This is a genomic window from Catellatospora tritici (assembly GCF_019083965.1).
GTDB classification, from domain to species: Bacteria; Actinomycetota; Actinomycetes; order Mycobacteriales; family Micromonosporaceae; genus Catellatospora; species Catellatospora tritici.
In genome coordinates this window covers 21,405-46,767 of sequence record NZ_JAHRCY010000036.1, presented here as the reverse complement: position 1 = coordinate 46,767, position 25,363 = coordinate 21,405, and the positions used below count along the sequence as shown (strand labels likewise).

The window sequence follows — 25,363 nt, the reverse complement described above, 5'->3', positions numbered from 1 at the left end:
GATTCGAGACCGGACAGAACATGGACGCCTGCAAAGTGCCAGTTGCGCCGTGCTGACGGTTCCCAACCCCTGGGGCTTTGCATCCTTTTCGCTTACATTCGTTTGCGCGCAGCGCTTTTGGTAGCGTATGGAGCACCTATTCTGGGTGCTCTGATCTTGCGCGGGCGGCGTTCCCTTCGAGGTGACGCTGTGTGGCTCGACCGCCGGGGGCATCTTCCGTCAGGCTCGCGGTGCCTGCCCTGCGGGCGACAGCCACGACCCGTGGGGGCTGGAGTTCCTGCTCCGTTGCAACTGAGTGGTCTTTAGTGAGTACTCGTGTTGCAGTCGGCCGTTGCCGGCCGACGGTCCCCGTCTTGCCCACCGGGATGGTGGTGCGGGGTGGTCGCTTCACGGCCACCTGCCACCACAAGGATGGTCTTATGGTCGGCTCCACGGCCGTTTAGCGTCTCCCGGCCACTCCGGACGACGTACTGCTTCAAGTTGATCGCGGCATTGAGGTCGCGGTCCAGGATCAGGCCGCAGTGCTCGCAGTGGTAGGTCCGTTCCCGCAGCGGCAGCTTGAGTCTCACTGCGCCGCAGGACGAACAGGTCTTCGAGGAGGCGAACCAGCGGTCGGCCACGACCTCCCGGCCGCCGTTCCAGGCGGTCTTGTACTGCAATTGTCGGTGCAGGGTGGCCCAGCCGGCGTCGGCGATGTGCCGGGCCAGCCGCCGGTTGGCCATCATCCCTGAGATGTTGAGATCCTCGACGATCACGGTGCCGTACGTCGCGGCGAGGGTCGTGGTCAGTTTGTGCAGGCCGTCGGCGCGCAGGTTCGCGACCCGGGCGTGCGCTCGGGCCAGGCAGGTCTTGGCCCGCCGCCAGCGGCGCGACGGCTGCTGCCCGGTACGCCGATCCGGACCCTGGCGTCGGGACAGGGTCCGGGCTGCGCCGCGCAGCCGTTCGGAGGCGGCCGCCAGGTGGCGCGGGTTGGGCACCACCTGGCCGGTCGACAGCACCGCAAGGTTGGCGATCCCGACGTCGACACCGACGGTGCGCTGCGGATGCACCGGTGTCCGGGTCGTGCGGGTGACCTCGACGGTGAACGACACATGCCAGCGCCCGCTGGTGAGCCGGACCGTGGCCGACAGGATCCTGGCGGTGCCCGCGTGCAGGCGGCGCGCCAGTTTCCGGGTCGACTCGTGGGTGCGGATACGGCCCAGCCTCGGCAGGGTCACGTGGTGGCGGGTGTCCTCGACCCGGATCGTGCCGGTGGTGAACCGCACCGACGGCACCACCCGCCGCCGCGACCGAAACCGCGCAAACCCCACCCTTGGCCCGGCACGGCGACCCGACCGCGACGCCGACCAGTTGCCCAACGCCCTGGCCAGCCCATCCAGCCCGGTGTTATACGCCTCCTTCGAGCACTGCGACCACCACGGCGCGACCTGCGGCTTGGCCGTATTCCAGGCGCGACGCAGGGCGGGCAGGGTCCAGCCCTGCGCCGGGGTCAGCTGGGCGTCGGTGAGGCCGTAGGTGCGTTCGGCGGCACGCTGGCCGAGGTTGGTGCGTACTGTGGCCAGGGCCCAGTTGAACGCGAACCGGCCCGCACCGGCATGCCGGTGCAGGTCGCGGTCCTGCGCCGGGGTCGGGTCCAGGGCGAAACGATACGCCTGCACCACCACCTCACCGGCCACATCGGACATGCAGCAGAGGGTAGACACCCGGTATGACAACACCGGCCACCATCGGCAAACCGAGGACACCTACGCACGCTCAAGCACGCCAAAGCTCACCTAACCGGCAACAGTTCGATGCCCCTTCGACCGTGTTGAGCAGGAGCACCGGCAGACCCAGTGGCGTTTCTGCGGCAAGTGCAACGGCCTGTTTGGGGACCGCAGCCGGGTACGTGCCCGAAGGATCACCATCCGCATCAGGCCGGGGCCGGGCCGCAGGCGCCCGGGTTCAATTTCGGGCTCACCCATAACTGTCCGCATGGTGTGAGGACTTCACGGTAATAGTCCGGGCGGAGAGGCTGCGGTCGTGGCGGCTGGAACGTTGCCCGAGGTCGCGCAAGCCGTGTCGGCGGTGCGGGTGGTCGGGGTGCTGCCGCGTGAGGCGGCGCACTTTCAACCTCGGCTGGCTGAGGTGGCGGCGCTGCGGAGTGCGGTGGCTGGTCCGGGCCAGGTGGCGTTGGTGACGCTGGCGGGTCCGGTCGACGGTGGACAGGATCGGGTAGTGGTGTCGGTGCACCGGCTGACCGCCCGCATGGTGCGGCTGCTCGGCCGACGACCGGATGCGACAGTGCTGGCAGATGTCGCGGTGGCGGCGGCGGAGTTCGTGGGAGTGTTATCGGCGGGGCTGCCGTTGTCGCAGGTGGCCCCGCGGCCGCGACTCACGCCTGCGGGTGACGCCGACCGACTCCGTTCCCTCGAACGGGTACCAGCTCTGCTCGCCCGCGCCGGAATCGCAAGCGGGCCGCCGATCCGTATGCATTGGAACGAATGTCGTCCTGCTTCAGCGGCGGCACGTCAGGTTGGTCGGGACGAGGTCGCTGACGTGGCCTTGCCACTCCGCTGCGGTGAGGTCCCTGCCTGCGGCCCGGCACGCCTGGTCGATCCGGCCGGTCTCGGTGAGGTCCCAAATGATCGCGGTGCCGGGCGTGTCGACCTGTGCCGGCTCCAGGACGGTCACCAGTGCGGTCCCGCCGGAGGCCAGAGCCACGCCGGTGTGACCCGCCCACTCGGTGGTGGTGGGCAGGGCGAACGTGCCGACGACGGCGCCTGCCTGGACGTCGGTGATGGTGACGCTGCCGTCGGTGAACTGCTGCGCGAGCAGCGTCCCGGTGTCGCTGACTGCCATGCCGGGCACGAACCCACGACCGGCTGCCATCGTGCGGCGCGGCGTCGCCGCCGTGGGATCCCAGACCTCGACCGCACCGTCATCGCGCCGGACGAGTAGGTCGCCTCCGGCGAAGGCGACATCGGCGACCGGGCCGCCGGGCAGCTGACGCCAGCGGCCGTCGCGAAGATCTAGGAGAAACGCCGGATGGCGGTAGTCTTCGCTCGCGGGAATCCAGCCGGTCGCCACGACCCAGACACCGTCCGCGCGTACCGCCCCGAAACCGGGACGTTCCTGCGTGGCCGTGGCCAGATACTGCGGTCCGGGCCATTTCGCCAGCAGTTCGCCGGTAGCGGACGACCGCACGACCGTCTCGCCTGTCGTGGCGACCAGCACGACGGTCGAACCGTCGCCCGGCGAGGCGGCCGCGATGAGCGCGTCCAGGCCGGGTCCGGCGGCCGACCACCGGTCGACCGGTGTGCCTCGGCTGTCGACGATCACGGCTCCGGCGCCGCTGGTGGGCAGCAGCAGACGGTCTCCGCCGAGCCAGAGCGGCGGCCCGGCGACTTTGACGTCCGCGGCGAGCACATGTTGGTCGCCGCTGGTGCTGATCGTGAGGGTGGACGCGCCGAGGATGCTCTCCCCGGCCACCGCGACCGTGCGACCGTCGGGTGAGACCGACGTCCAGGGGCTGCGGCAGGCGTTGCAGCTGCTGCCCAGCGAGATGGGCAGCGCCTTGCCGGTGCGTCCGTACCGGGTGAGATCCCAAAGCGCGACGGTGTCACCCGAGGCGGAGACGAGGTGGTCGTTGTCGGCGTGGAATTTAAGCAGGTCGGTGTTCACCCCGGGGATACCGTCCAGGGTGACGATGTGCGGACCGAGGTCGTTGTCGGGGTCTGGGGTGACCACGTAGATCGTTCCGGTGCTGGCGACGGCCGTCCGGCGGCCGTCGTCGCTGACCGCGAACGCCTCCGGATGGCTGACATCACCGAGGTGATACTGGGTGCGCAGGTCAGGCTGGTAGAAGTCGTTGCCGGGCGCGGTCCGCCAGAGGTGGATGATGCCCGACGACGCTGATCCGACGTAGGTCCCTGATGTGGCGAGGGCGTCTTCGAAGTTGTTGATGGGATAGCCGACTCGGGACTCGTTGACCAGACTGAGGGAAGGCAGTGACCATCGCGACCAGTCCTCGTAGTTGGAGACCACCATCTCCTTCTCCGACGGTATCGCCAGGCGGGGGCCGCAGGCGGGCATCGTGTGAGTGCCGCCGCCGGTACGCTCGGACAGGACCAGCGTAGGTTTCCCGAGTGAGATCGACCCGCACACCGCCAGGTAGGTGCCGGCGGGTGAGACCGCGACGGTGGTCGCCCGTGCGCCGGCCGTGAACGCCACGGGCTCGACCTTCCCGTCGACCCAGGCCAGGGTTCGCTCACCGTCGGTGCCGAGCACCACGGATCCGTCCCGGCTGACGGCGACGTCGACGACCGGCCCGTCGAAACGCAGCACGTCCTCGCGCACGCCGTGGCCGTCGCCGGAGTCCATCGTCCAGCGGTGGACCAGTCCCTTGTGGGTGCCGGCGACCACGACCCGCCGATCAGCCGACCCGGCCAGCGCCGTGACGGTGCCGTCGGCGGGCAGGAAGCCGACCAGGTGCGGGCTGGCCGCCGAAACCTGCGCCAATGCGGTGCGGGTCTGCGGGTTGGGGTCCGTCCGGAAGGCCTCGACCGCGTACAGCTGGGCCAGGTCCAGCCGGGTCGTGGCCATCGACTGGGCGAGCGAGGCCAGCTGGCGGCTCGTCGCGATGCGGGCCTGCTCCTGAGCCCGGTCGCGCTGGCGGGTCGCCTCCACCCCTTGCTGGACCGCGAGCGCGAGCAGCAGGACCAGCGCGGTAACCGCCGCGGTGATGCTCTGGCGGGTGCGGCGGCGGTGCTTGAGGTGTACGCCGACCAGCTCTGCCTTTTCGACGCCGCGTACCGGGGCGACGAGCCCGGCGACGGCGTCGCCGAGTCGTGGGCGCTCACCGTCGCGGGTGCCGAACTCGCGCAGGTCTGCCCAGAGCGGTTCGTCGGGGAACCGGCCGGCCAGCATGGCGGGTAGGGCGGTGGTGCGGTTCCAGTCGAAGTCGTGCGCGTCCCAGACGATGTCGCCGTCGGCCAGTGCGATCAGCACGTTGGCGGGGCCCTTGGTGTCGAGCCACCACTGGACCTCCTGGGCCACCCAGGGGGATGAGGCCGAGGCGCGGGAGGCGACCAGAACCAGCCACCGGGACTCCCGCAACGCGGCCTGGATCGACGCGCTGAGGCCTCCGGCCGAGCTCAGGTCGGTGACGTCGCGGAAGATCCGCAGGCCTCGGGCCCGGTACCACGGAGCGGCGTATCGCTGCATCTGTGTCTGCAGCGCGGATGCCAGGCCCCGGTCGGGGTGGCTGTACGAGATGAACGCGTCGTACTTGTCCACCGACACGCGGTTCCTCTCCGGGCACCTGACACGACTGACGTCAGGACGCTACCGTCGGGAGGGCGATGCACCGTATCGACCGAACGACAGGTTCCGCTGTGCCGTTCAGCGGAGTGTCCGACCGCGGCCGCCCTTACCCTTCCGCGGCCGCACCATCTGCAACCCCACAGCGGCCAGGAGCGGCGGGATGCGGCGCACGGTGGCGCGGTCCTTGTCCTTCTCGACCTCGGCCAGGTCCGCCCAGGGAACCAGGCACGGATGGTGCCGGGCGGCGTCGTCGCGAACAGGGGAGTACGTCCACCCGGCCGCAGTACGCTGGGCGACCCACCGTTGGTGTTCGCGCACCGACAACTGCTCGACCTCGGCTTCGCTGAAGGCGGCGCCGGCGCCGCCGGCGGCGTCGGCCGGTGCGACGGTGTAGCCGAGGCTGTCGAGCTTGGCACTGATGTCAGCGACCTGGGCGCGATTGGCTTCTTGGACGTCGGCGGTCAACGCGTCCCACGCGACCATGGTCGGTTTCGCGCCCATCGCCACGCCTGCCGCGATCTGGTCGGCCAGGTAGCACTCGTGTACGACACGGGCGAGGTCGTCCAGATGTCCTTCAAGATCAGTCATGAATTCCACGCTAGCCCATTCACGCCAGTTGTTCACGCGCTGTCGGTAGGCCGATGCCCCGTTCGGCCTCCTCCCGAGTGCGCCGCCTTGGCCGATGAACGGGGTGACCTGCGGTGGCTGTGGGGCGAGCCTGGCCTGCACCCATGACCTGGACCGGGGCCCGCCACGGCAGGTCGGCACGGCAGCCTCTGAACGACATCTTCACCCGGGAAGAGGCAGGTGCCACAGGGCCGGCTGAGCGGCCGGGGCCGTGCAATTCACGGCCGAGTCGCGGCACTGATCTCACCGTCCAGTTCGTACCTTGACCCGATGCCATCGCTTGGCAGGGCTGGCTAGCGTTGGCAAGCCCACCCAGGCTGACGGCGAACCGCGAGGAGCACTGACGTTGAGTTCGGCTCAGACCTCACCCCTGGCTCGGTTCGAAGGCAAGTACTCGGCGTTCATCTCCTACAACCGCGGTATCGACGCAGAACTGTCGGCGACCCTGCAGGAAGTTCTGCAGAGCCTTGCCCGGCCCTGGTACCGCCGCCGCGCCCTGAAGGTCTTCCGTGATGTCACCGTCCTGTCCGCGAGCCCGGACGCATGGCACGGCGTGGCGAAGGGCCTGGACGAGTCGGAGTTCCTGATCCTGCTCGCCTCCCCGCAGGCCGCGGCGTCCGAATGGGTGGTCAAGGAGGTCGAGTACTGGCTGAACTCCAAGCCGAGGGCGAACATACTGATCGCGCTGACGGCGGGCGAGCTGGTCTGGGACACGTCGGCCGGTGACTTCGACTGGACCAAGACGACAGCGTTGCCGCCCAACCTGGGCGGCTGTTTCGCAGCGGAGCCCAGCTGGGTCGACCTGCGCCCGACCCGCGGTCTGTCGCGAAGGTCGCGGCGGCGGTTCTGGCGCACCGCCGCCGCGCCACTGGCGGCGGCGCTGCACCACACGACAGTCGACGAGGTCCTCCACGACGACGAACGCGTGTTCCGCCGGAATCGACTCGCCGCGGCCGGTGCGGCGGTCACCCTTTCCGCACTGACCGTCGCAGCTGTCCTCTTCGCGATCGAGGCCAGAGACCAGGCTCGGACCGCACAGACGCAGACCCGGGTGGCGGTGTCCGGACAGGTGGCCGCACGCAGCGAGATCCTCGGCGACCGGGACCCGACACTGTCGGGCCTGCTCGCCGCGGCAGCGTGGCGCATCGACCGCAGCGACCAGTCGGTACACGCTGTCGCCACCGCGCTGGCCAGCCGTAGCCGGGGCGTCCTCACCGGACACACAGGGTTCGTCAACGCGGTGGCGTTCAGCCCCGACGGGCGGATACTGGCCACTGGCAGCGGCGGCCCACTGAGCTTCTCCGACAACACGGTCCGGCTGTGGGACACCGCCACAGGCCGCAGCGTGTCAACCCTCACCGGGCACGAGGGGCGGGTGTTCACAGTCGCGTTCAGCCCCGACGGGCGCACGCTGGCCAGCGCCAGCCGCGACGGCACGGCCCGCCTGTGGGACGTCGCGACCGGTAGGTCGCTTGCCACTCTCACCGGGCATACCGGCGACGTCTTCAAGGTGGCGTTCAGCCCTGACGGCCGCACTCTGGCCACGACGAGCTTCGACGACACCGCCCGCGTCTGGGACGTCGCCTCCGGAAGATCGACCGCGACGCTGGTGGGTCACACCGACGACGTGGGCCCCCTCGCCTTCGACCCGACCGGGCGGACACTGGCCACCGCCGGCATCGACGGCACCGTCCGCGTGTGGAACCCGGCAACCGGCAAGTCTCTCCTGACGATCATCGCGCACACGGGCATGGTCGCCTCGCTCGCCTACAGCCCGGACGGCACGACCCTCGCCAGTGGCGGTGCCGACGGCGACGTGCGTCTGTGGAACGCGACCACGGGCAGACCGGTCGCCGAGCTCTCTGGCCATACGGCTGCGGTAACGTCGGTCTCCTTCAGTCCGGACGGTAGTTTGCTCGCCTCGGCCAGCCAGGACACCACCGCCAGGCTGTGGCGGGTCGGGTCAGGCAGAGCGGTGCACACTCTCGCCGGCCACACCGACCTGGTACAGGATGTCGCCTTCAGCCCGGACGGCACCCGCATCATCACCGCCGGCACCGACCGCACTGCCCGTCTGTGGGACACCGTCACCGGTAGACCCATCGCCATCTTCGCCGGGCACCAGGCGCCCGTCACCGCGGTGGTGTTCAGCCCCGACGGCCGAACCGTGGCCAGCGGCAGCGAAGACGAGACGGCCAGGTTGTGGAGCGCCACCAATGGCGGGCCGACGGCAACGCTGAGCGCCCATACCGGAAGTGCGATCGCTTTCAGCCCCGACGGCCGGACCGTCGCCACCGCCCCCGGCGGCTTCGCCAACAGCGATACGCACGCCCAGTTGTGGGACGCCGGCACCGCACGACCGATACGAACCCTCAGTGGCCACGCCAGAGCTGTCGCGTCCGTGGCGTTCAGCCCCGACGGTCGACTTGTCGCGACCGGCAGCTACGACACAACCGCGCGGCTGTGGAACGCGGCCACCGGTGAACCGGTCGCCGAACTCGCCGACCATCACGGGTGGGTGAAATCCATGATGTTCAGTCCGGACGGGAAGCTCATCGCCACCGGCAGCACCGATGAGAACGCCCGGCTGTGGAGCACCTCAACCGGGCAACTGCTCACGACCATCCCCGTGCACAACAACCGCAGCAAGTACCACAACGATGTCGAGTCGCTGGCGTTCAGTACCGACGGACGCACACTCATCATCGGTGCGCTGACCACAGTCCTGTTCTGGGACATGGCAGGCGGCAAAATAACCAGGGTGATCGATGTGCCGTCGCTGCGGGACCTGAGCGTCAGCCCTGATGGCAACACCGTCGCCATCGCCGGCGACAATCGTTCGGTCGGACTCTGGGATGTCGCCACCGGAACACTGCGCACGACACTCGACCACGGTCGACCCGTCTACGCTGTCGCGTTCGGCCCGAACGGGCGCGCCGTCGCCACCAGCACCGAGGACACCACCGTCCAGCTGTGGGACACCGTCAGCGGGCAACCCATCGCCGAGTTCAAGGGTCACACTGACGCGGTGTACTCGGTGGCGTTCGGCCCCGACGGCCGCACCCTGGCCACCACGGGTGCAGACGGCACCGCGAAACTGTGGGACGTTCCGATCGTGGGCGACCCCTACGCCATCCTGTGTGACCGCATCGGGCGGTCACTGACTGTCAAAGAATGGGAGGAGAACGTACCCTACCTGCAATTCCAGCAGGTCTGTGGAGGGTTGTAGGACGTCCGGTGGGGATCACGTCAGGACCGCCAATCGAAGCCGTGGGCAATGCCCAATCCGGGATACCGAGGTTGAAAGTATGCTGAGCTCACGACGGGTCTGGCGAAATCTTCCTGTTTTCATCTGCTCCACGTTCCGTGACATGGACGACGAGCGCGACATGCTCGTCCAGATCGTCATTCCATTGGTCAACCGGCAGCTGCGCGACAGCGGGTTCGCGGGCTCGCTCTACCCCGTCGACCTGCGGTGGGGCGTCAATACCGACGAGCATCTGGACGCGGCGTCGCGCCAACTCTCGATTCTGCGGACCTGCGTCGCCGAGGTCCGACGCTGCCGACCGTTGTTCGTCGGCCTGATCGGCCACCGGTACGGCTGGATCCCCTCACCTTCGCTTGCCAGAACTGCCCTGGCCGAAGCCCGTCTGCCCGACCCCGGCCTGCCGCTGTCGGTGACGATGATGGAGATGCTGGCAGCGGTGCACTCCGCCGACCGTGAGCCGCCGGTGCTGCTGAAGCGGGTGACGTCGCACGCCGACCTGGGCGCCGCTTGCATGAGCAGAGGCGACATGCCACCGGCCGACCGTGGCGCGCTCGACGCCATGGAGGGTTACTTCACCGCGCTCGGGCATCCGTTCGTTCCGTTCGCCGCCCAGTGGTCGCCGCGCGAGGCGCGTTTCGAGAGTCCGGAGTTCATCAAGCTCGCCACCGGCGCGCTGCTGGCCGCGGCCGAGCGGCAGCTGAGTCACACAACGACGGGAACGTGGCTGGACGCGGAGCTGGCAGCACAGCGCCTGGCCGCGGAGGACGAGGTGCAGAGCATTGTCGGACGCGTCGAGGAACTCGACTACATCGCCGATCACTGGAACCTGTTCTCCCTGAGGGACGACCACAGCGTCGGAGACCAGCCCCGCCACCCCCTGTGGATGCTGCGCCGCCTGAGTGAACGAGGCACGATCGCGGTGGTCGGTGCTCCCGGGTCGGGAAAGTCGGCGCTGCTGGCGAAGGTCGCCATCGACCTGAAGGTCCGGGACATGGCACGCGACGATCTCGTCCGTCGTGCCTACGTCCGTGCCGGGCTGACGGCGGCCACACGGCGCCTGCCGGTGTGCCTGCTGCTGCTGCTCGCCCAACTCGACCGGCAGGCCGCGACGCGGATCGCCGCAGGCACGTCGGCCGAGGCGCTCGCCCTCGGCGACGTGCTCGACGTGTGGCTGTCCACGCTGAGAGCCGCGACCCAACTCGACGCGCCGCTGGTCGTGTTCGACGGCCTTGACCAACTCGTCGGCGCGCAGACGGCGATCACACCGGTGGCCTGGTTGCCCACCACGCTGGGCGATCGGGTTCACCTGATCGTGTCCGCGGCGGCGGAGACGTTCGAGGCAGAGTTGCTGCGGGAGCGTCCCAACACCCATGTCCTGGAGCTGGCCGAGCTGCCCGTCGCCGACGCCCGGGTGCTGGTCGGCAACCGCATCGCCGCCCGTCACCGCGCGATCGCGCCGGAGCCGCTGGCGGCCTTGGTCGCGCGGCCGCGCTCGCCGCGCTGGCTCGTCGTCGCGACCGACTTGTTGCTCGCCCTCACTGGATACGACTACCTGGCGCTGCGCGACACCCCGCCCACTGCCGATCCGGAGGCCGCCTTGCGGCGGCTGCTCAGTGACGTCGCGGCGGAGCTGCCGCCTGACCTCGACGCTCTGGACGACGAGGTGTTCAGCAGGCTCGTCCACCTACTCGGCTCTGAGTTCACGGTGCCGTTCTGCTTTCTCGCGGTCATGCCGGCAGGCCTTGATGAGCAGACCCTGCGGGCCGTACTGGCGCTGAGCGCGCCGTCGCTGTCTGAAGGCGATCTCGCCATGCTGCGCGACGTGTTCTCCACCCACATCCACGTCACCGACGGCGAGTGGCGGTTTCGCCACATCAGCACGCTGCTGGCCGTTCACCGGTTCTTGACCGAGACCAGCGGCGAAGTCGGCCTCGACCTGACTCGTGCGTATCGGGAGATCGCGATCCGGCATCTCGCGACGCAGCCACCCGAACACGGTATGCGAGTCCGCTACCTCCTCCCGCTCCTGTTCCACAACGGGGACTACCGGGCCTTGGTCACCTGTGTGCAGCACCCGGACACGACTCCGGACGAAGCCATCCAGGCTTTGGCCGTGGAGCTGGGTTGGGCCGCCACCCTTCAGGACGCGCCGGCGACAGTCCTTGCTCTATGCGACGCCACTCGCTCCGACGACGAACTTCTGACGGTCCTCGGCCTCGTGAGCGTGATCCTGCCGGTCCTGTCGCACGAGCACGCGGCCACGGTCGTCGCCCGGCTGCGTGAACTGCTCCCGCGCGTGGTCGGTCGCTCGCCGAGCCGGTTCGGCCTCGGGCACGCCGAGCTGGCGTCGATGTTCACGTACGCCACCGCGGATCTTCGCGACCTCAGCGCCCATTCCGTCGTGCGGTGGCTCGACACGGCGCTTCGCGGCGATGGTGTGGTATCGCTGCGCCAGGCGCCCGTCCTTCCACTCGAAGGGTCCGCTTACCACCGCACGGTGGCCGCCGTGACGACGCTGGCCATGCTCTCCGAATATGCGCTCGCGGCGGCTGGCGGCATAATCGACTCCGCGCCGTCCGACGCTGCGGAGTTGCACGCCCGGCTGAGCGCGGTCCGGCAGGTGGTGAGTGAGCTCGCCGGCGAGGCCGTCATCGCCGCTGGCCGCGAGTTACTGCACCTTCACGTCGCGACCGCCGAGCGCGCTGCCGCCCTGGCCTGGCCGGACGGCGGCTTCCGGCCCGTCGCCAACGACTTCGCCCGTTGCCAGGCGCTGGTGGACAACGCGCGGGGCAGCGCCGAATTCGTCGTCCTGTTCGCTCTGAACGCCCGCGCCAACGCGCTTGCCCAGCTCAACAACATAGGCGACATGTCCCGGATGACACCCGAGGACGCCCCGTTCGCCGCTGCGGCTCTGGCTTTCCTGGAGGAAGCCGCCTGGCAGCTGAGTGTCCAACTCAGGGTGGCCCCTGCGATGTACAGTGTCGAAGCCGCCGCCATACCGGTCCACAGTATGCGGCAGATGATCCTGGCGATGTGCGATCAGGACGGCTCGGCCTACGAGGTAGGGCTCGCCTTGACGGCCCACCCGCACGTCATCGATGTGGCAGGCTGGCCGGGCTTTGTGATGTTCGCCGCCCAGACGCTCGGCAGCTACCTGCAGTCGCGACGCCCCGTCGATCCCAGCCCGCTCATAGTTCGCCTGTCCGACGAACTGGACGAGCGCGGGTACGACCTCACCGGGCTGGACACCGACCTGCACGAGTTCCTGCCGCTGCTTCCGCTGACCGCCTCGATGCTCGCGCTCTGCCAGGGCTTCCCCTCCACCGCGGTGGCCACAGCTCAGCGCACCCTCGCCCGGATCGACGCCGGCGTGATTGTCGACGATCCGGATGACGCGGCTATCGACCTGGTGCGTGCCGCCGTTACCGAAACCGAGGTCGAGATCGTCGAATGGCTTCAGGACGTCGCTGATGAGGGCGAGGACGCCGAGCCCCTGACAACCGGTGAAGAGGCCCGCCTCGAACAGCTGTGCGCCACTCTCGACGGCCTGCGGCACGTGTCGATCGCCCATGATGGCGGGCAGTACGGCGACTACGTCGGCCTCGGCCTCAGCACCGCCATCCGGCACGGGCAGCTGCGCCTGCCCTGCTCCGACGCGGCATTGCAACACGCGAGCCGGATCGCGGCGGCGTCGGCGACCGACGAACACGCTGCGACTGTCCTCAAACTGATCCGCCACCTGCTCCGATGACGGCCGGGTCGCGGCGAACAGCGGGCACCGATGCGCGCTGTATTCGTCTACTTCGCTGTGACACCGGGTCGTGTCGGACAGGACCCACACGTAGCCGGGATGGGCGATCTTCACGGTGGCCGACCACGCCGGCGAGTGGAACAGCCCCGTGATCGACACCACGGGCGTTCACAATCCACCTACCATCCGATGCCGCCGCGGCTGCGCATCGGGCACGCTTCGGAGAGGGCCAAGGTCGGTCCAGCGGGAGAGGCGGTCATGGCATCAGTGGCGACGGGACGTAACACCCGCATCCTGACTCTCGCTCGCGTCGGATTCTTCCTCGTCATCGTGGCCGCGCTGGGCCTTGGCCACTGGGGCATGTACGTGCTGTCCATGAGCCCGAAGCGGCCGGAGATGGGCCGAGGCTGGCTCGACCTGATCTACTACAACCTGCAACTGTTCGCGCTCGACTCGGACCCGCTGGGCGAGGCCAAATGGCTTCCCTTGCAGCTGCAGTTCGCGCGCTTCCTCGCGCCGTTGGCGACGGTCTACGCCCTGTTCGAGGCGGCCAGGGCATTGTTCGCCACCGAGTGGCGCAGATGGCGGCAGCGACGTCGGCGCGGACACGTCGTCGTCATCGGGACCACCGCGCTGGCCGATGCCATCGCGGAGAACCTGCGGGCGGCTGGGCGGCGGGTCGCCCAGATCGACGCCGCCGATCCGACGGACCTGCGTGACGCCGGTGTCGGTGGCGCCGCCAAGGTGTACGCCTGCGCCGACGACCGTCACGACCCCGGTGTCAACGTGCTCGCCGCGCTGGCCGCCTGCCAGGTCCCGCGCAGGCGCAGGACACCGCTGGCCTTCCTGGCTCGCCGCCGCCGCCCCACGCTCGCCGTACACGCGCACATCAGCGACCCTGCGCTCGCGCTCGCGCTCCAGGCCCGGCGGCTGGGCATGCCCACGGCGGACGGGCAGAACCTCAACTTCTTCAACGCTGACGAACTGGCCGCATGGGTGCTCGTCCGCGATGACCCGTTCGACTTCGGCCCGACGACCGCACCGCACATCGTCGTGGCCGGTCTCGGCGCATTCGGGCAGGCGCTGGTCGTCGAATTTGCCAGACGCTGGCGGTTCACCCGGGACAATCCCGTCCAGGCTCGCGTGACCCTGGTCGGTCCGGACGCTGACCGCATCGCCGAGGAACTCCGCGGCTGGAAGGTGGTGGCCGAAAGCTGCGAGCTCAGCCCGGAAACGCGAGGCCTGCCGTACGCGGTGCCTTCCGGAACCCAGGACCCGCCCCACCGCGTCTACCTCTGCGACCAGGACGACCAGGCGGCCGTGCGAACGGCACTCACCGCGGTGCGCCTATGGGCTGGCGGGCCTGCGTCCCTCGTCGTGCGGGTGGACAGTATGTCCACCATCACCGGCTACTTCGGCGGCGGTTCGAAGCCCGCCATGCTCGACGACATCAAACACCGGCTGCGACTGGTCGTGGTCAGCGAGCTCGTCCAGGCACATCCGGCCATCCACAGCGACCTGCTCGAACGCCTGGGGCGGGCCGTGCATGAAAACTACCTGCGCAACCAGCTCGCCCGCGGTGTCGCGATGGGCGACAAACCCGCGATGACGTCGTGGGAGATGCTGCCGGAGTATCTGCGCGACAGCAACCGGGAACAGGCCGCCCAGATCGGCGAGAAGCTCGACCTCATCGGCTGCACGGTCGGTCCCCGCGACGCCGGGGTGGAGTTCCGGTTCCACAAGGATGAGGTCGAGTACCTTGCCAAGGTGGAAAAGGAGCGCTGGAACGAGGAGAAGCGGGCTGCCGATTGGACCTACGCCGCCGAACGAAACGATGCGCTCAAACACCACAACCTCCTGGTGTCCTGGGAGGAGCTCGCCGAGGTGGAACGGGAAAAGGACCGCGATGCCGTCCGCTGCATCCCCGACCTGCTCGCCGACGCGGGTTTGCAGGTCGTGCGGGTTGAGCAGGCGCGGATTCCGGCACAAACGCGGGTAGATGAGGCCATCGGCCACTGACCCACAAGACCGCGGTGGCCTCAGGGTCCGGTCCGGTGCGACCAGCGCCACAACTTCCTTGAGCAATCGCTCAAACATCGTTACCGTCACGCGTGACAGTGTTTTGAGCGATCGCTTAAGGAGATGCCGTGCACCCCTCCGACCAGCCGGAACCACCCCACTCGGACCAGTCGCAGCCCAACGCCGAGCAGCTGCTGCAGCAGTTCTGGCAGCAGCCGCAGCAGTGGCAGGTGCCCGCGCCCGGCGACCGGCCCGACCCGCGGGCGTCCCTGCGCGCCAGGCTCGTGGTCGCCATCGCGGTGGCGATCCTCGGCGCGATAGCTTTCGCCGTCACCGTCCTGGACGGGCGCACCGACAGCGCCATGGTCTTCGTCGGCCTGCCCACCCTGCTCGCCGTCGCGCTGACGCTCACCTCGGTGCGCAACGTCTACGGCCGCGTCACCAAGGTTGTCACCATCGCGCTCCTGCTCACCGCGGTCTTCCTGCACGAGGGCTTCATCTGCGTGGTGCTGGCCGCGCCGCTGGTCTACGCCGTCGCACTCGGCGTCACCGCGATCGTCCAGGCGATCCGGCGCGGCAACCGCCGCTACGCCCTGCTGCTGCCCCTGCTGCTGATCAGCGGCGGCGAGGGCCTGGCACCCGAGGCCCGGATCAACCCGGAACAGGCCACCACCGTGGTACGGGTGCTGCCGCTCACGGTCGACCAGGTCACCGCGCGGCTCGCCGAAGGGCCCCAGCCCACCGCGCTGCGCTCGGTCACGCTGCGGATGTTGAGCATGCCCACCCCGTTGCAGGTCGAGGGCGACGGGCTCGACCTGGGCGACCGCTGGATGTTCGCCTACCACGGCTCGGCGCACGGCCCCGGCGGCCACATCGTCACCGAGGTCACCGAACGCTCCGCGCAGCGGGTCGGGTTCGGATTCGTCGAGGACACCACCATCAACGCGCGCTGGTTCCACTGGCGCCACGCCGCGGTGACCTGGCGCGCCGTCGACGCCGGGCACACCGAGGTCACCCTCGACATCGCGTACGAGCGCCGGCTCGACCCGTTCTGGTACTTCGGCCCGCTTCAGGAGACGCTCATGCACTCCGGCGGCGAGCACCTGCTCGACATGCTCAACCTGCGATGACCCCCACCGTCGGGCTCACCGTCGCCCGTTACGCGTGCCTGATGCTGCCGCTGGCGGCCTTGGCCGCGGCGGCACTGCCGGGGTCCGCCGCACTCGCCGCGCTGCGTCCCGGCGCCCCGATGCCGGACCCGGCGCGGCGGCGCCGGCTCCACGGCGCCGGGCTGCTGTCCTTCGTCGCGGCGGCCACCGGCATCGCCGCGCTCGACGCCGTGGCCCAGGGGCTGGGCTGGTGGTCGTACGCGCCGGTGGACGCGGCGTGGCGCGGCCTGCCGGTCGACCTGTGGCTGGGCTGGGCGGTGCTGTGGGGTCCGGTGCCGGTGCTGGCACACCGGGTGCTGCGTACGCCGGTGGCGCTGCTGCTCCTGCTGTGGCTGGATCTGCTGGCCATGCCCCGGCTCGACCCGTTGGTCGAACTGGGCCCGCACTGGTGGCTCGGCGAGCTGGCCGGGATCGTGGCGGTGGCGCTGCCCGCGCAGCTGCTCGGCCGCTGGACCGCCCGCGACCTGCGGCTCTACCCCCGCGCACTGCTGCAACTGACGACCTTCGCCGGCACTGTGCTGTGGCTCATCCCCACCACGGCGTTCACCTACGGCGATGGGTCCTGGGGCCACCTGTGGCGGCTGCCGTCCGGGGTCCTGCCGCTGCTGGCGCAGCTCGCGGCGCTGGTGTCGGTGCCCGCCCTGGCGGCGATGCGGGAGTTCGCCGTACGCGGCCACGGCACGCCGTACCCGTGGGATCCGCCGAAGCGGCTGGTCATCACCGGACCGTACGCCTACCTGGCCAACCCCATGCAGCTCAGCGCGTCGCTGCTGCTGGTGGTGCTGGCGGTGGGCGCGGCCAGCGCGACCCTGGCCGTCGCCGCCGTGGCCGCGGTCGCGTTCAGCGTGGCACTGGCCGCCCCGCATGAGCGGGCAGATCTGGACGGCCGGTTCGGGCATGCCTGGCGCGCCTACCGTACGCAAGTGCGCGACTGGGTGCCCCGGCTGCGTCCACTGCCCCAGCCCGCCGCCACGGTATGGCTCGACCGCGACTGCGGCCCCTGCGCCGCCGTCACCCGATGGCTACTGCACCGACACCCGGCACACCTGGTCGTGGCGGCCGCCGCCGACCACCCGCAAGTGCTGTGGCGCGCCCGCTATACCGGCCCCGACGGACACCACGCGCGCGGCGCGGCAGCGATCGCACGGGCGCTGGAACACACCCATCTCGGCTGGGCGTACCTCGGCTGGCTCCTGCTCCTGCCCCCGGTCGCCTGGCTGGCCCAGCAACTCACCGACGCCTTCATCACGGCCCCGCACCCCGCCCGCCCCGAGACAGCGGCCCACTCGACCTGAAAGAGCTGGTCCGTCAGACCGGAATACGCCCCGCCTGGAGCAGATCGAGCATGGCCGGGCCGGTGTTGTACGCGGTCACCCCACCGTCGACGGTCAGCGAGGTCCCGGTGACCATCCGGGCAGCGTCACTGGCCAGGTAGACCGCCGCGCCGGCCAGGTCGTCCGGCTCGCCCCACACGGCCAGCGGCACGGCCTGGATCAGCCCGTCGGACAGGCCGGGATTGCCGGCGAAACTACTGGTGAGCTGGGTCCTGGTCCAGCCGGGCGCGATCGCGTTCACCCGTACCCCGGCGGCACCCCACTCGATGGCGAGCGTCCGGGTCAGTGAGATGACCCCCGCTTTGGCCACCGCATACGGCGACAGCATGGGTACCCCGTTGTAGCCTCCGACCGAGGCGACGTTGATCACTGAGCCGGTGCCCCGCCCGGTCATGTGCCCGCCCACCGCACGGCACACGTGCACCACCGATTCGAGGTTGGTCCGCAGGATCTTGGTCCAGTCGTCGGCGGTCATCGCCAGGAACGGTCCGACATGCTCGAATCCGCCCGCGTTGTTGACCACGACATCGAGTTGGCCGAGCTCGGTGATCGCCGCCGCCACCGTCTGGTAAGTCTGCTCGGAATCGTCGATGTCGCAGGTGTAGGCGACCGCGCGCCGACCCATCGCCTCGATCTCCTTGGCGACCTCGGCGAGGGCCGCGGTGCTGCGGGCGAGGATGGCGACATCCGCTCCGGCCTCGGCCAGGCCGAGTGCGATCGCCCGCCCGATTCCCCTGGAAGCACCGGTCACCAGTGCGGTTTTGCCGTCGAGGTCGAACCGCCCTGAACTGCTCCGCATCGCTGCCCCTCTCGAAGTGTCCACCGGGCGTGGCTGCCACCCACCGCATTGTGCCGCCGGGCCGGGTCCGCCGTGCATCTTCACGTGTGCGCTGTCGTGCGGGACCAGGCACGACCTCGACCTGGACGGGGACTCGATCTCGGTGATGGCGATCGGTCGACTTCGCACGGCGGGAGATGCCACGTGCCCTGGCCCGGCACACGATGGGTGGTGAGGGTAAAGAGCGGCGAAGGGACTTCGTCATGACGATCATCGACTCCAGACCCGTGTCTGCCGAGGACAAGGCGTCCGTTCTCAAGTTCATTCAGAAGATCACCGAATCGTGGAACGCCAACGAGGCCGAGCCGCTGTGCGAGGTCTACGCCGATGACGCGTCGGTCGTGCTGCCCGGGGCGATCCTCAAGGGACGACCCGCAATCACGGACTGGATGGCCGCGGCGTTCGCGGGGAAGTGGAAGGGCACGCACGTGCTTGGCCACCCGCTGGAGTACCGGTACATCAGGGACGACGTCCTGCTGGTCGTCTCGCACGGCGGTGCGTACATGCCCGGTGACACCGAAGTGCCGGTCCACTTCGCCATCCGCGGCATGTGGGTGTTCATCAAGGACAATCCGGACGACGAATGGATCATCACCGCGTACGCCAACACCCCCGTGTACGCCACCATCGAGCTGCCCGAAACGCACCTGTCGTGAGCGCCGGTGGCCGCGCGTTGATACTCGGGGGGAGTATCGCTGGGCTGTTCGCGGCCCAGGCACTCGCCGGCGCCTATCGTGAAGTGCTCATCGTGGACCGGGACACGCTCGTCGGGACGACCGGTCCGCGGCGGGCCACGCCACAGTCCTTCCACGCGCACGCGCTGCTCGCCCGCGGTCAGCAGGCCATCGAGGAACTGTTCCCCGGCATCACCGACGAGTTCGCCGCCGACGGGGTGCCCGTCGGTGATGTCGGATCCGATCTGCGCTGGGTCATCAACGGTCGGCGCCTTCGGCAGACGCCCATCGGGCTGACCTGCCTGGCCACGCCCAGGACGGTGCTGGAAGACCGGGTACGCGGGCGAGTGGGCGCCCTACCCAATGTGAGACTGCTGGAGCACTGCGACATCGTCGGCCTGGTGACCACCCCGGACCGGCGCCGGGTCACCGGCGCCCGGGTGTTCCACCAGGTCGGCGAAGTCTCCGAGGTGCTGACCGCCGACCTGGTGGTGGACGCCACCGGCCGTGGTTCGCGCGTGCCGTTGTGGCTCGCGGAGCTGGGCTACCAGCCGCCCGCCGAGGACCGGGTGAAGATCGGCCTCGGCTATGCCACCCGGAACTACCGGCTGCCTGTCGGCCTGCTGGGGACCGACATCGCCTACATCGTCGCGCAGACCCCCTCGCATCCGCGCGGCGCGGTTCTCGCCCGCGAGCGGCTGCTCCCGGATGGTGGCGAACGGTATGTGCTGTCGCTCAACGCCCATGCCGGCGACCACCCGCCCGCAGACCCGGCAGGCTTTCTCGAGTACGCCCGGTCAGTGCCGGTCCCGGAGATCTATCAGGCGATCCGTGGCGCGCAGCCGCTCAACGACATCCAGACCTACAAGTTCCCGAACACCCTCTGGCGCCACTACGAGAAGCTGACCGCCTTCCCGGCCGGGCTACTGCTGATCGGGGACAGCGTGGCGAGCCCGAATCCGGTCTACGCGCAGGGAAACACGCTGTCGGCGCTGGAGGCCCTCGTGCTGAGGTCTCAGGTGGCCGACGGCAGCGAGCCGGATCCGAGCCGGTACTTCGCCGAGATCACGCCCAACATCCAGGCTGCCTGGGACGTCAACCTCGCCGGTGACCTGAGGTATCCGGAGATCGAAGGCCGCCGGACCCCGAAGATCCGGGTCGCTTCGGCGTTCCTGGGCAAGGTCCAGCGCGCCGCCGTACACGACGATGCGCTGACCGAGGCGTTCCTGCGGGCAGCCGGTCTGATCGACCCACCCCAAGCCCTGTTCAAGCTCGGCACCGTGCTACGGACGCTGTGGCACAGCGGGCGTCCCGAATCGCAAACAACCCAGCCGGAGGAGTCGGTGGAAGCCGAGAAGTGCCCGTATGCCATCGACCGCACTGGCAGCGATGTGATGGCAGAGGCCACCCGCCTGCGTGAACTCGGCGCGGCAGTCCAGGTAGAGCTGCCGGGAAAGGTGCTCGCCTGGTCCATCAACAGCTTCTCGCTCGCCAAGCGGTTGTTCGCCGATCCGCGGGTCTCCAAAGACCCCCGCAAACACTGGCCCGCATTCGTCAACGGCGAGATCGGCGACGACTGGCCACTGATCAGCTGGGTCAAAATGGACAGCATGACGATCAACGACGGTGATGACCACCGTCGTCTGCGGGGCCTGATCGCCCCGGACTTCGGCCCACGTCGGATCGAGGCCCAGCGCCCGCTGGTCGAGCAGACCGTCACCGCCATCCTCGACGACCTCGCCAAGATCCCGGCAACTGAACCCGTCGACCTGCGCAAGGCCTTCGCCCAGCAGATCCCGGCTCGAATGATCTGCGAACTCTTCGGCGTCCCCGAACAGGCGCGTCCGGAAGTGCTGCGCGGCCTGGAACTCGCCGTCGACACCACCCTGCCGCCCGAGGTCGCCGAGGCCAACCTGCACCACTGGCAGCTCGCCCTGCAGGAGCTCGCCGCGGCCAAACGCGAACATCCCGCCGACGACATGACCAGCCGCCTGGTCCAGGCTCAGGATGCCGAGCGGCTGAGCGGATCCGAGGTCATCGGATCCCTGTTCAACGTGCTCGGGGCCGGCTCGGAAACGGTGATGAACCTGATCACGAAAGCGGTCGTCGCACTGCTCACCCACCCCGACCAGTTTGCCCTGGTCACATCCGGGCAGGTCGGCTGGGAGGACGTCATCGAGGAGACGCTGCGGGTCGAGGCTCCGATCGCTCAGTTGCCGCTGCGGTTCGCCGTCGAGGACATCGAGCTCGAAGACGGCGCCGTGATCGCCAAAGGCACACCGATCCTGATGTGCCTGGCCGCGGCCGGCCGTGACCCCGACCGCTACGGCGCCACCGCGGCCGAGTTCGACCTGACCCGAGCCGACAAGGACCATCTGTCGTTCGGCTACGGTGCGCACTTCTGCGTCGGCGCCTCGCTGGCCCGCCTCGAGGCGCTGACCGCGTTGCCCGCGCTGTTCACCCGCTTCCCGAAGTTGTCCCTTGCCGTGGCGACCGCAGAACTCAAGCCTCCCGGCACGTTCATCATGAACGGCAACCTGACCCTGCCGGTGTACCTGCACGGCCATCCCTGACCAGGGGCGACCGCCGGGAGGCACGGTCGCCCCTTGGCGTCCGGTGACGCCTACACCATGGCGGGTGCGTTGATGAGCTTGGCGAAGTCCTCCTCGGTCCCGCGGAAGGCATTGGCGTCGCACGTCTCTGGCCGCCGATGACGACTCGGCTGCCGAACTGCCAGATGACCGGAACCCGGCCGCTGTACAGCTGGCGGAGTGGCCGTATTCCGAACCTGCGGTATTCGACGTTTCATCGGGCGTCCCAGATCCGGGCTGTTTGATCGCCGCCGTTGGTGAGGAGCCAGGTGCCGTCGGGTGCTATCGCGCACTGGCGTATCGCGCCAGTGTGGCCGGTGAGAGTGCGACGTAGCGCGCCGGTGGCGCAGTCCCAGATGCGGGCAGTGCCGTCGTGGCCTGCGGTGGCGAGCCAGGTGCCGTCTGGGGCGATCGCACACGAGGGCACCGGTCCGGTATGACCACGCAGCTCGTGGTTTAGAAGACCGGTGGCGCTGTCCCAGATGCGGGCAGTGCCGTCGCTGCTTGCGGTGGCTAGCCAGGTGCCGGCGGGCGCGATCGCACACACGTGCAGCGGCCCGGTGTGGCCGGTGAGGGTGTGGCGCAGGGCGCCTGTGGTGCTGTCCCAGATGCGGGCCGTGCCGTCGCCGCCAGCGGTGGCCAGCCAGGTGCCGTCGGGCGCGATGACGCACGTCATCACGGGGGCGATGTGGCCGGTCAGTGTGTGGCGCAGGGCGCCGGTGGCGCTGTCCCAGATCCGCGCCGTGCCATCGCGGCTTGCCGTGGCGAGCCAGGTGCCGTCCGGCGCGATGACGCATCTGTTCACGGGTGCCGTGTGACCGCGGAGTTTGTGGCGTAGTGCGCCGGTGGCGCTGTCCCAGATCCGCGCCGTGCTGTTGCGGTGGCCGGTGGTGGCCAGCCAGGTGCCGTCCGGCGCGATGGCACACGAGGACACCAGGCGGTTACGGTCGGTCAGGGTGTTGCGCAGGGCTCCGGTGATGCTGTCCCAGAGCAATGTCGCGCCGTAGCCGCCGATGGCGATCCAGGTGCCGTCCGGTGCGATCGCACAGGAATGCACCGGCCCGGTCCGGCCGGGGAGTGTGTGGCGCAGGGCGCCGGTGGCGCTGTCCCAGATGGCCGCCGTGCCGTAGCCGCCCATTGCGCTGAAGGTGGCAAGCCAGGTGCCGTCCGGCGAGATCGCGCATGAGGTGAACCAGCTGACGCCATCGGTAAGTGTCCGGCGTAGGGCGGGGTCGTAGGCGTTGGCGGCGCTGCGGGGCTTGTCGCGAAGAGGCTGGGGCAAGATGTTCAGGTAATTGTTGAGGACGGGTTCTAGTCCGGGAATGCCCCAGAGTCGGTCGACGAGTTGGTCGGCGAGCCACCACTGGTCGCTGCCCGGCGGGGGAGTCAGTAGATGGGCGTTCTGGCTGATGGCCTGCCGCAGGATCGCGACGGTGGGGTCGCTGGTGCGGCCGAAGTCGCCGCCGAGGGCGGCCGGTCCGTCGCGACGCAGTTTCGCTTCGGCCCAGCGCAGGTCTCGTAGCAGGTCGGCAACTTCGTCTTCATGGCCGGCTGTGTGGAGGTGTTCGAACAGGTGCTGCCACAGGTACCGGGCGTGATCGGGTAGCAGCCACCACGGCGTAGGCCCCGCCTCGTCGCCGGTGGCCGCGGCGAGCATGCCGCGGGCTGCGTCGAGGAGGCTGGCGTGGAGAGCGGGAAGGTCATCGCGGCTGATGGTGCGCAGGTGCGCGCGGATTACGTCGTGCAGACGTAGCGAGCGGCCGGGCTGGTAGTCGGCGACGAGGCTGAGGCTGGCCAGGCGTCGGCAGAGGCGGTCGACCTGGTTGGCGCTGAGTCCGCTGCCAGTGCCCCACAGTGCGTGTAGTAGCGCGATGTCGATGTCGCTGTCTTCGGCGAACACGGCCAGTTGCGTGTAGAGCACGCGGCAGTCGACGGGGTCGTCTGCGGCGGGAATCAGAAGGTTGAGGCTTGCGTTGATGCTGGCCGCGACCGCCTGCTGCCGGCTGGCTTCGTCGGTCAGCGACAGCGTGTCCGGCCCTTCCTGCTCGAGCTGGTCGGCAAGCTGAGCTGCCGCTACATTTATGCCTAGTCTGGGATCGAGTGCGTCGCGCAGGTGCCCGTTGGCCAGGCGCAGCAGCAGCGGCCATCGACCTGTCAGCCGCAGCAGCCTGGTCATTTCAGGCTCACCGATCGGCGGAAGCCCTGCGGCTAAGATCAATCGGGCTTGCGCTGGTTCCAGCTCGTCCACACGCACTCCGCGCGCTCGCGCCGATGGCGGCAACACGTCAGGGCGCCGGGTGGTGACGAGCCGGGTCGCGCGACGACCGGAATGCATGAACGGGCGCAGCTGCTCGGCGCGCCATACGTCGTCGATCACCAGCAGTACCCGACCGGACCGGTCGAGCAACTGTCCGAGATGCTGCCCTGCCAGGTCAGGGTCGACATAGCCAGGTCTGGACCCGGTGAGCTGCTCGGACATGTCATTGATCTTCTGGGCGAGGTCTGCGCCCTTGACATCTTCGCCGACAGTCACCCACACCCCCGCACGGAACAGGCGCCGCACTCGGCGGTCGGAGCACAGTAGTCGGGCGAGGGTCGTTTTGCCGAAGCCGCCTGCGCCGACCAAGCCGGTCGTCAGGCCGACCGTTCCACCGTCCGCCTCGGCCAGCTGGGCTCTGATCGGGTCGCTCAGCGCGGTACGCGGGAGGTCAGCCTCGTCGGGGCGTTCCATCGCCCACACTCGTCGCACACCGCGTTTCGGGGCCACGGCGGCAGCCAACACTACGTCGAGGCCGATGAGCAGGACCACCGCCGTCACCGGCGGCACCGGCAGCCACGCCAGCCAGGACGGCCACGCAGGTGGGGACGTGGTCGCCGCGTTGATCGAGATCGCGGCGAAGCCGGCCACCAGTGCGATACCGCCCGCCAGCAGCGCTGGCACGAACCGCGGCCAGCCACGGTGCCGCATCACCCAGACCGAGCCCAAAGCAGCGACCATGACGCCTGCAGCCAGCAGCAGCAACCCCACCGGAACAGGTAGCGAAGCGGGCAAGCCGGCCGCAGGAGCCTTCACCACGAACACGCCTGCACCAGCCAGTACGGCGGCCACACCCACCAGCAGGGGCCCGGACCAACGACCTCGACCCACAGCACCTCATCATGCGAGACCATCCGATGGTCCCATAGAAGTACGTAAACGCTAGTCTCGCATCCGCCTGCTGAGTGAAGGTCACCGCCCCAACGGACATGAGTGGATGCTTTCGTCGAAACGCTGCGGACGGCCCGGTCAGTGCATCAAGTCCGCTCGTATAGCTGGCGGAGTGTAGGTATTCGAAATCTGCCGTATTTGCAGCACTGGTCCATCGCTGGCGTGCTGGTGCAAGCAACGAACCGCGACGAATGAGCCCTGGTCGCGGTGACTGCGGCTTGGGCTGATGCGGCGGCTACTCGTGGGACAACACCTCGATCGTCAACATGAGCCTTGACCGATCATCTATCGATGATCTTCGTGGTGTCGGACGATCCAGGTGGTTGCGGCGGTTTTCAAGACCGAATAGCTAACTGCTGGTGAGCTGCACCAACGCAACGCTGTGTCTACATTCTTCCGTGCATCTTCCGCGACGCTCGGTGGAGGTGAGGAGGGCGATCGCGGGACCGTGACGTCTGCCGATGCGCCGCTAGATTGCCGGAGGGGGGATGCGTGGGCGGGGTCGGGCGGGCCGGGTTCGGCTCTGGCTTGCCGGTGTGCTGGTGGTGGCCGCGACGGCGTGGCCGGTGGTGGCGCCGGA

Annotated in this window: 12 protein-coding genes and 1 pseudogene; 8 read left to right on the top strand and 5 right to left on the bottom strand. The window is 69.2% G+C overall.

The annotated features are described in order from the left end of the window. Positions 1-302: 302 nt before the first annotated feature. The 3 genes from tnpB to KUA19_RS40090 all read right to left on the bottom strand — a co-directional run bounded on the left by tnpB (position 303) and on the right by KUA19_RS40090 (position 5,928). The gene (gene tnpB, locus KUA19_RS40100; protein ID WP_217404919.1) at positions 303-1,685 is read right to left on the bottom strand and encodes an IS607 family element RNA-guided endonuclease TnpB; all 1,383 of its coding nucleotides are present in this window, start codon (positions 1,683-1,685) and stop codon (positions 303-305) included. Positions 1,686-2,496: 811 nt separating this feature from the next. Further along, on the bottom strand, positions 2,497-5,283 hold the full coding sequence (locus KUA19_RS40095; protein WP_217404917.1) for a toll/interleukin-1 receptor domain-containing protein: 2,787 nt from the start codon (positions 5,281-5,283) through the stop codon (positions 2,497-2,499). Positions 5,284-5,382: 99 nt separating this feature from the next. Beyond that, positions 5,383-5,928: a RyR domain-containing protein gene (locus tag KUA19_RS40090; RefSeq protein WP_217404915.1), complete on the bottom strand. Its 546-nt coding sequence runs from the start codon at positions 5,926-5,928 to the stop codon at positions 5,383-5,385. A gap of 349 nt (positions 5,929-6,277) precedes the next feature. Here KUA19_RS40090 and KUA19_RS40085 point away from each other — a divergent pair, with 349 nt between their 5' ends. The 5 genes from KUA19_RS40085 to KUA19_RS40065 all read left to right on the top strand — a co-directional run bounded on the left by KUA19_RS40085 (position 6,278) and on the right by KUA19_RS40065 (position 17,433). Next, positions 6,278-9,160: a toll/interleukin-1 receptor domain-containing protein gene (locus KUA19_RS40085; protein ID WP_217404913.1), complete on the top strand. Its 2,883-nt coding sequence runs from the start codon at positions 6,278-6,280 to the stop codon at positions 9,158-9,160. 79 nt (positions 9,161-9,239) lie between these two features. After that, positions 9,240-12,950 (top strand): DUF4062 domain-containing protein, encoded by a 3,711-nt coding sequence (locus KUA19_RS40080; RefSeq protein ID WP_302563806.1) that lies wholly within the window; start codon positions 9,240-9,242, stop codon positions 12,948-12,950. Between the two features lie 258 nt (positions 12,951-13,208). Beyond that, the gene (locus tag KUA19_RS40075) at positions 13,209-14,969 is read left to right on the top strand and encodes a RyR domain-containing protein (protein ID WP_217404909.1); all 1,761 of its coding nucleotides are present in this window, start codon (positions 13,209-13,211) and stop codon (positions 14,967-14,969) included. 230 nt (positions 14,970-15,199) lie between these two features. Further along, positions 15,200-16,099, top strand: coding sequence for a hypothetical protein (locus tag KUA19_RS40070; protein ID WP_372452032.1), 900 nt, complete (start codon positions 15,200-15,202; stop codon positions 16,097-16,099). Beyond that, positions 16,096-17,433, top strand: a complete 1,338-nt coding sequence (locus KUA19_RS40065) for a methyltransferase (protein WP_217404907.1) — start codon at positions 16,096-16,098, stop codon at positions 17,431-17,433. Before KUA19_RS40070 ends, KUA19_RS40065 begins: the two co-directional genes overlap by 4 nt. 13 nt (positions 17,434-17,446) lie before the next feature. Here KUA19_RS40065 and KUA19_RS40060 read toward each other — a convergent pair whose 3' ends face one another. Next, positions 17,447-18,271 carry an SDR family NAD(P)-dependent oxidoreductase gene (locus tag KUA19_RS40060; protein ID WP_217404905.1) on the bottom strand — a complete coding sequence of 275 codons (825 nt, stop codon included), beginning with the start codon at positions 18,269-18,271 and terminating at the stop codon, positions 17,447-17,449. A gap of 242 nt (positions 18,272-18,513) precedes the next feature. Here KUA19_RS40060 and KUA19_RS40055 point away from each other — a divergent pair, with 242 nt between their 5' ends. The 3 genes and pseudogenes from KUA19_RS40055 (at position 18,514) to KUA19_RS40045 (ending at position 21,557) form a co-directional block, all read left to right on the top strand. Then, positions 18,514-18,966 (top strand): SgcJ/EcaC family oxidoreductase, encoded by a 453-nt coding sequence (locus KUA19_RS40055; protein WP_217404903.1) that lies wholly within the window; start codon positions 18,514-18,516, stop codon positions 18,964-18,966. Beyond that, positions 18,894-19,490: pseudogene (locus tag KUA19_RS43605) on the top strand (FAD-dependent oxidoreductase); the annotation flags it as partial. The gene KUA19_RS40055 and the pseudogene KUA19_RS43605, both read left to right, overlap by 73 nt. A gap of 888 nt (positions 19,491-20,378) precedes the next feature. Further along, positions 20,379-21,557 (top strand): cytochrome P450 family protein, encoded by a 1,179-nt coding sequence (locus tag KUA19_RS40045; RefSeq protein ID WP_217404966.1) that lies wholly within the window; start codon positions 20,379-20,381, stop codon positions 21,555-21,557. Between the two features lie 232 nt (positions 21,558-21,789). Here KUA19_RS40045 and KUA19_RS40040 read toward each other — a convergent pair whose 3' ends face one another. Continuing rightward, positions 21,790-24,684, bottom strand: a complete 2,895-nt coding sequence (locus tag KUA19_RS40040; RefSeq protein ID WP_217404901.1) for an NB-ARC domain-containing protein — start codon at positions 24,682-24,684, stop codon at positions 21,790-21,792. Positions 24,685-25,363: the final 679 nt, after the last annotated feature.

Coding starts and splice junctions, on each gene's coding strand:
- KUA19_RS40060 (WP_217404905.1), bottom strand. CDS start 18,271: ATGCGGAGCAGTTCAGGGCGGTTCGACCTCGACGGCAAAACCGCACTG.
- tnpB (WP_217404919.1), bottom strand. CDS start 1,685: ATGTCCGATGTGGCCGGTGAGGTGGTGGTGCAGGCGTATCGTTTCGCC.
- KUA19_RS40045 (WP_217404966.1), top strand. CDS start 20,379: ATGGCAGAGGCCACCCGCCTGCGTGAACTCGGCGCGGCAGTCCAGGTA.
- KUA19_RS40065 (WP_217404907.1), top strand. CDS start 16,096: ATGACCCCCACCGTCGGGCTCACCGTCGCCCGTTACGCGTGCCTGATG.
- KUA19_RS40075 (WP_217404909.1), top strand. CDS start 13,209: ATGGCATCAGTGGCGACGGGACGTAACACCCGCATCCTGACTCTCGCT.
- KUA19_RS40055 (WP_217404903.1), top strand. CDS start 18,514: ATGACGATCATCGACTCCAGACCCGTGTCTGCCGAGGACAAGGCGTCC.
- KUA19_RS40080 (WP_302563806.1), top strand. CDS start 9,240: ATGCTGAGCTCACGACGGGTCTGGCGAAATCTTCCTGTTTTCATCTGC.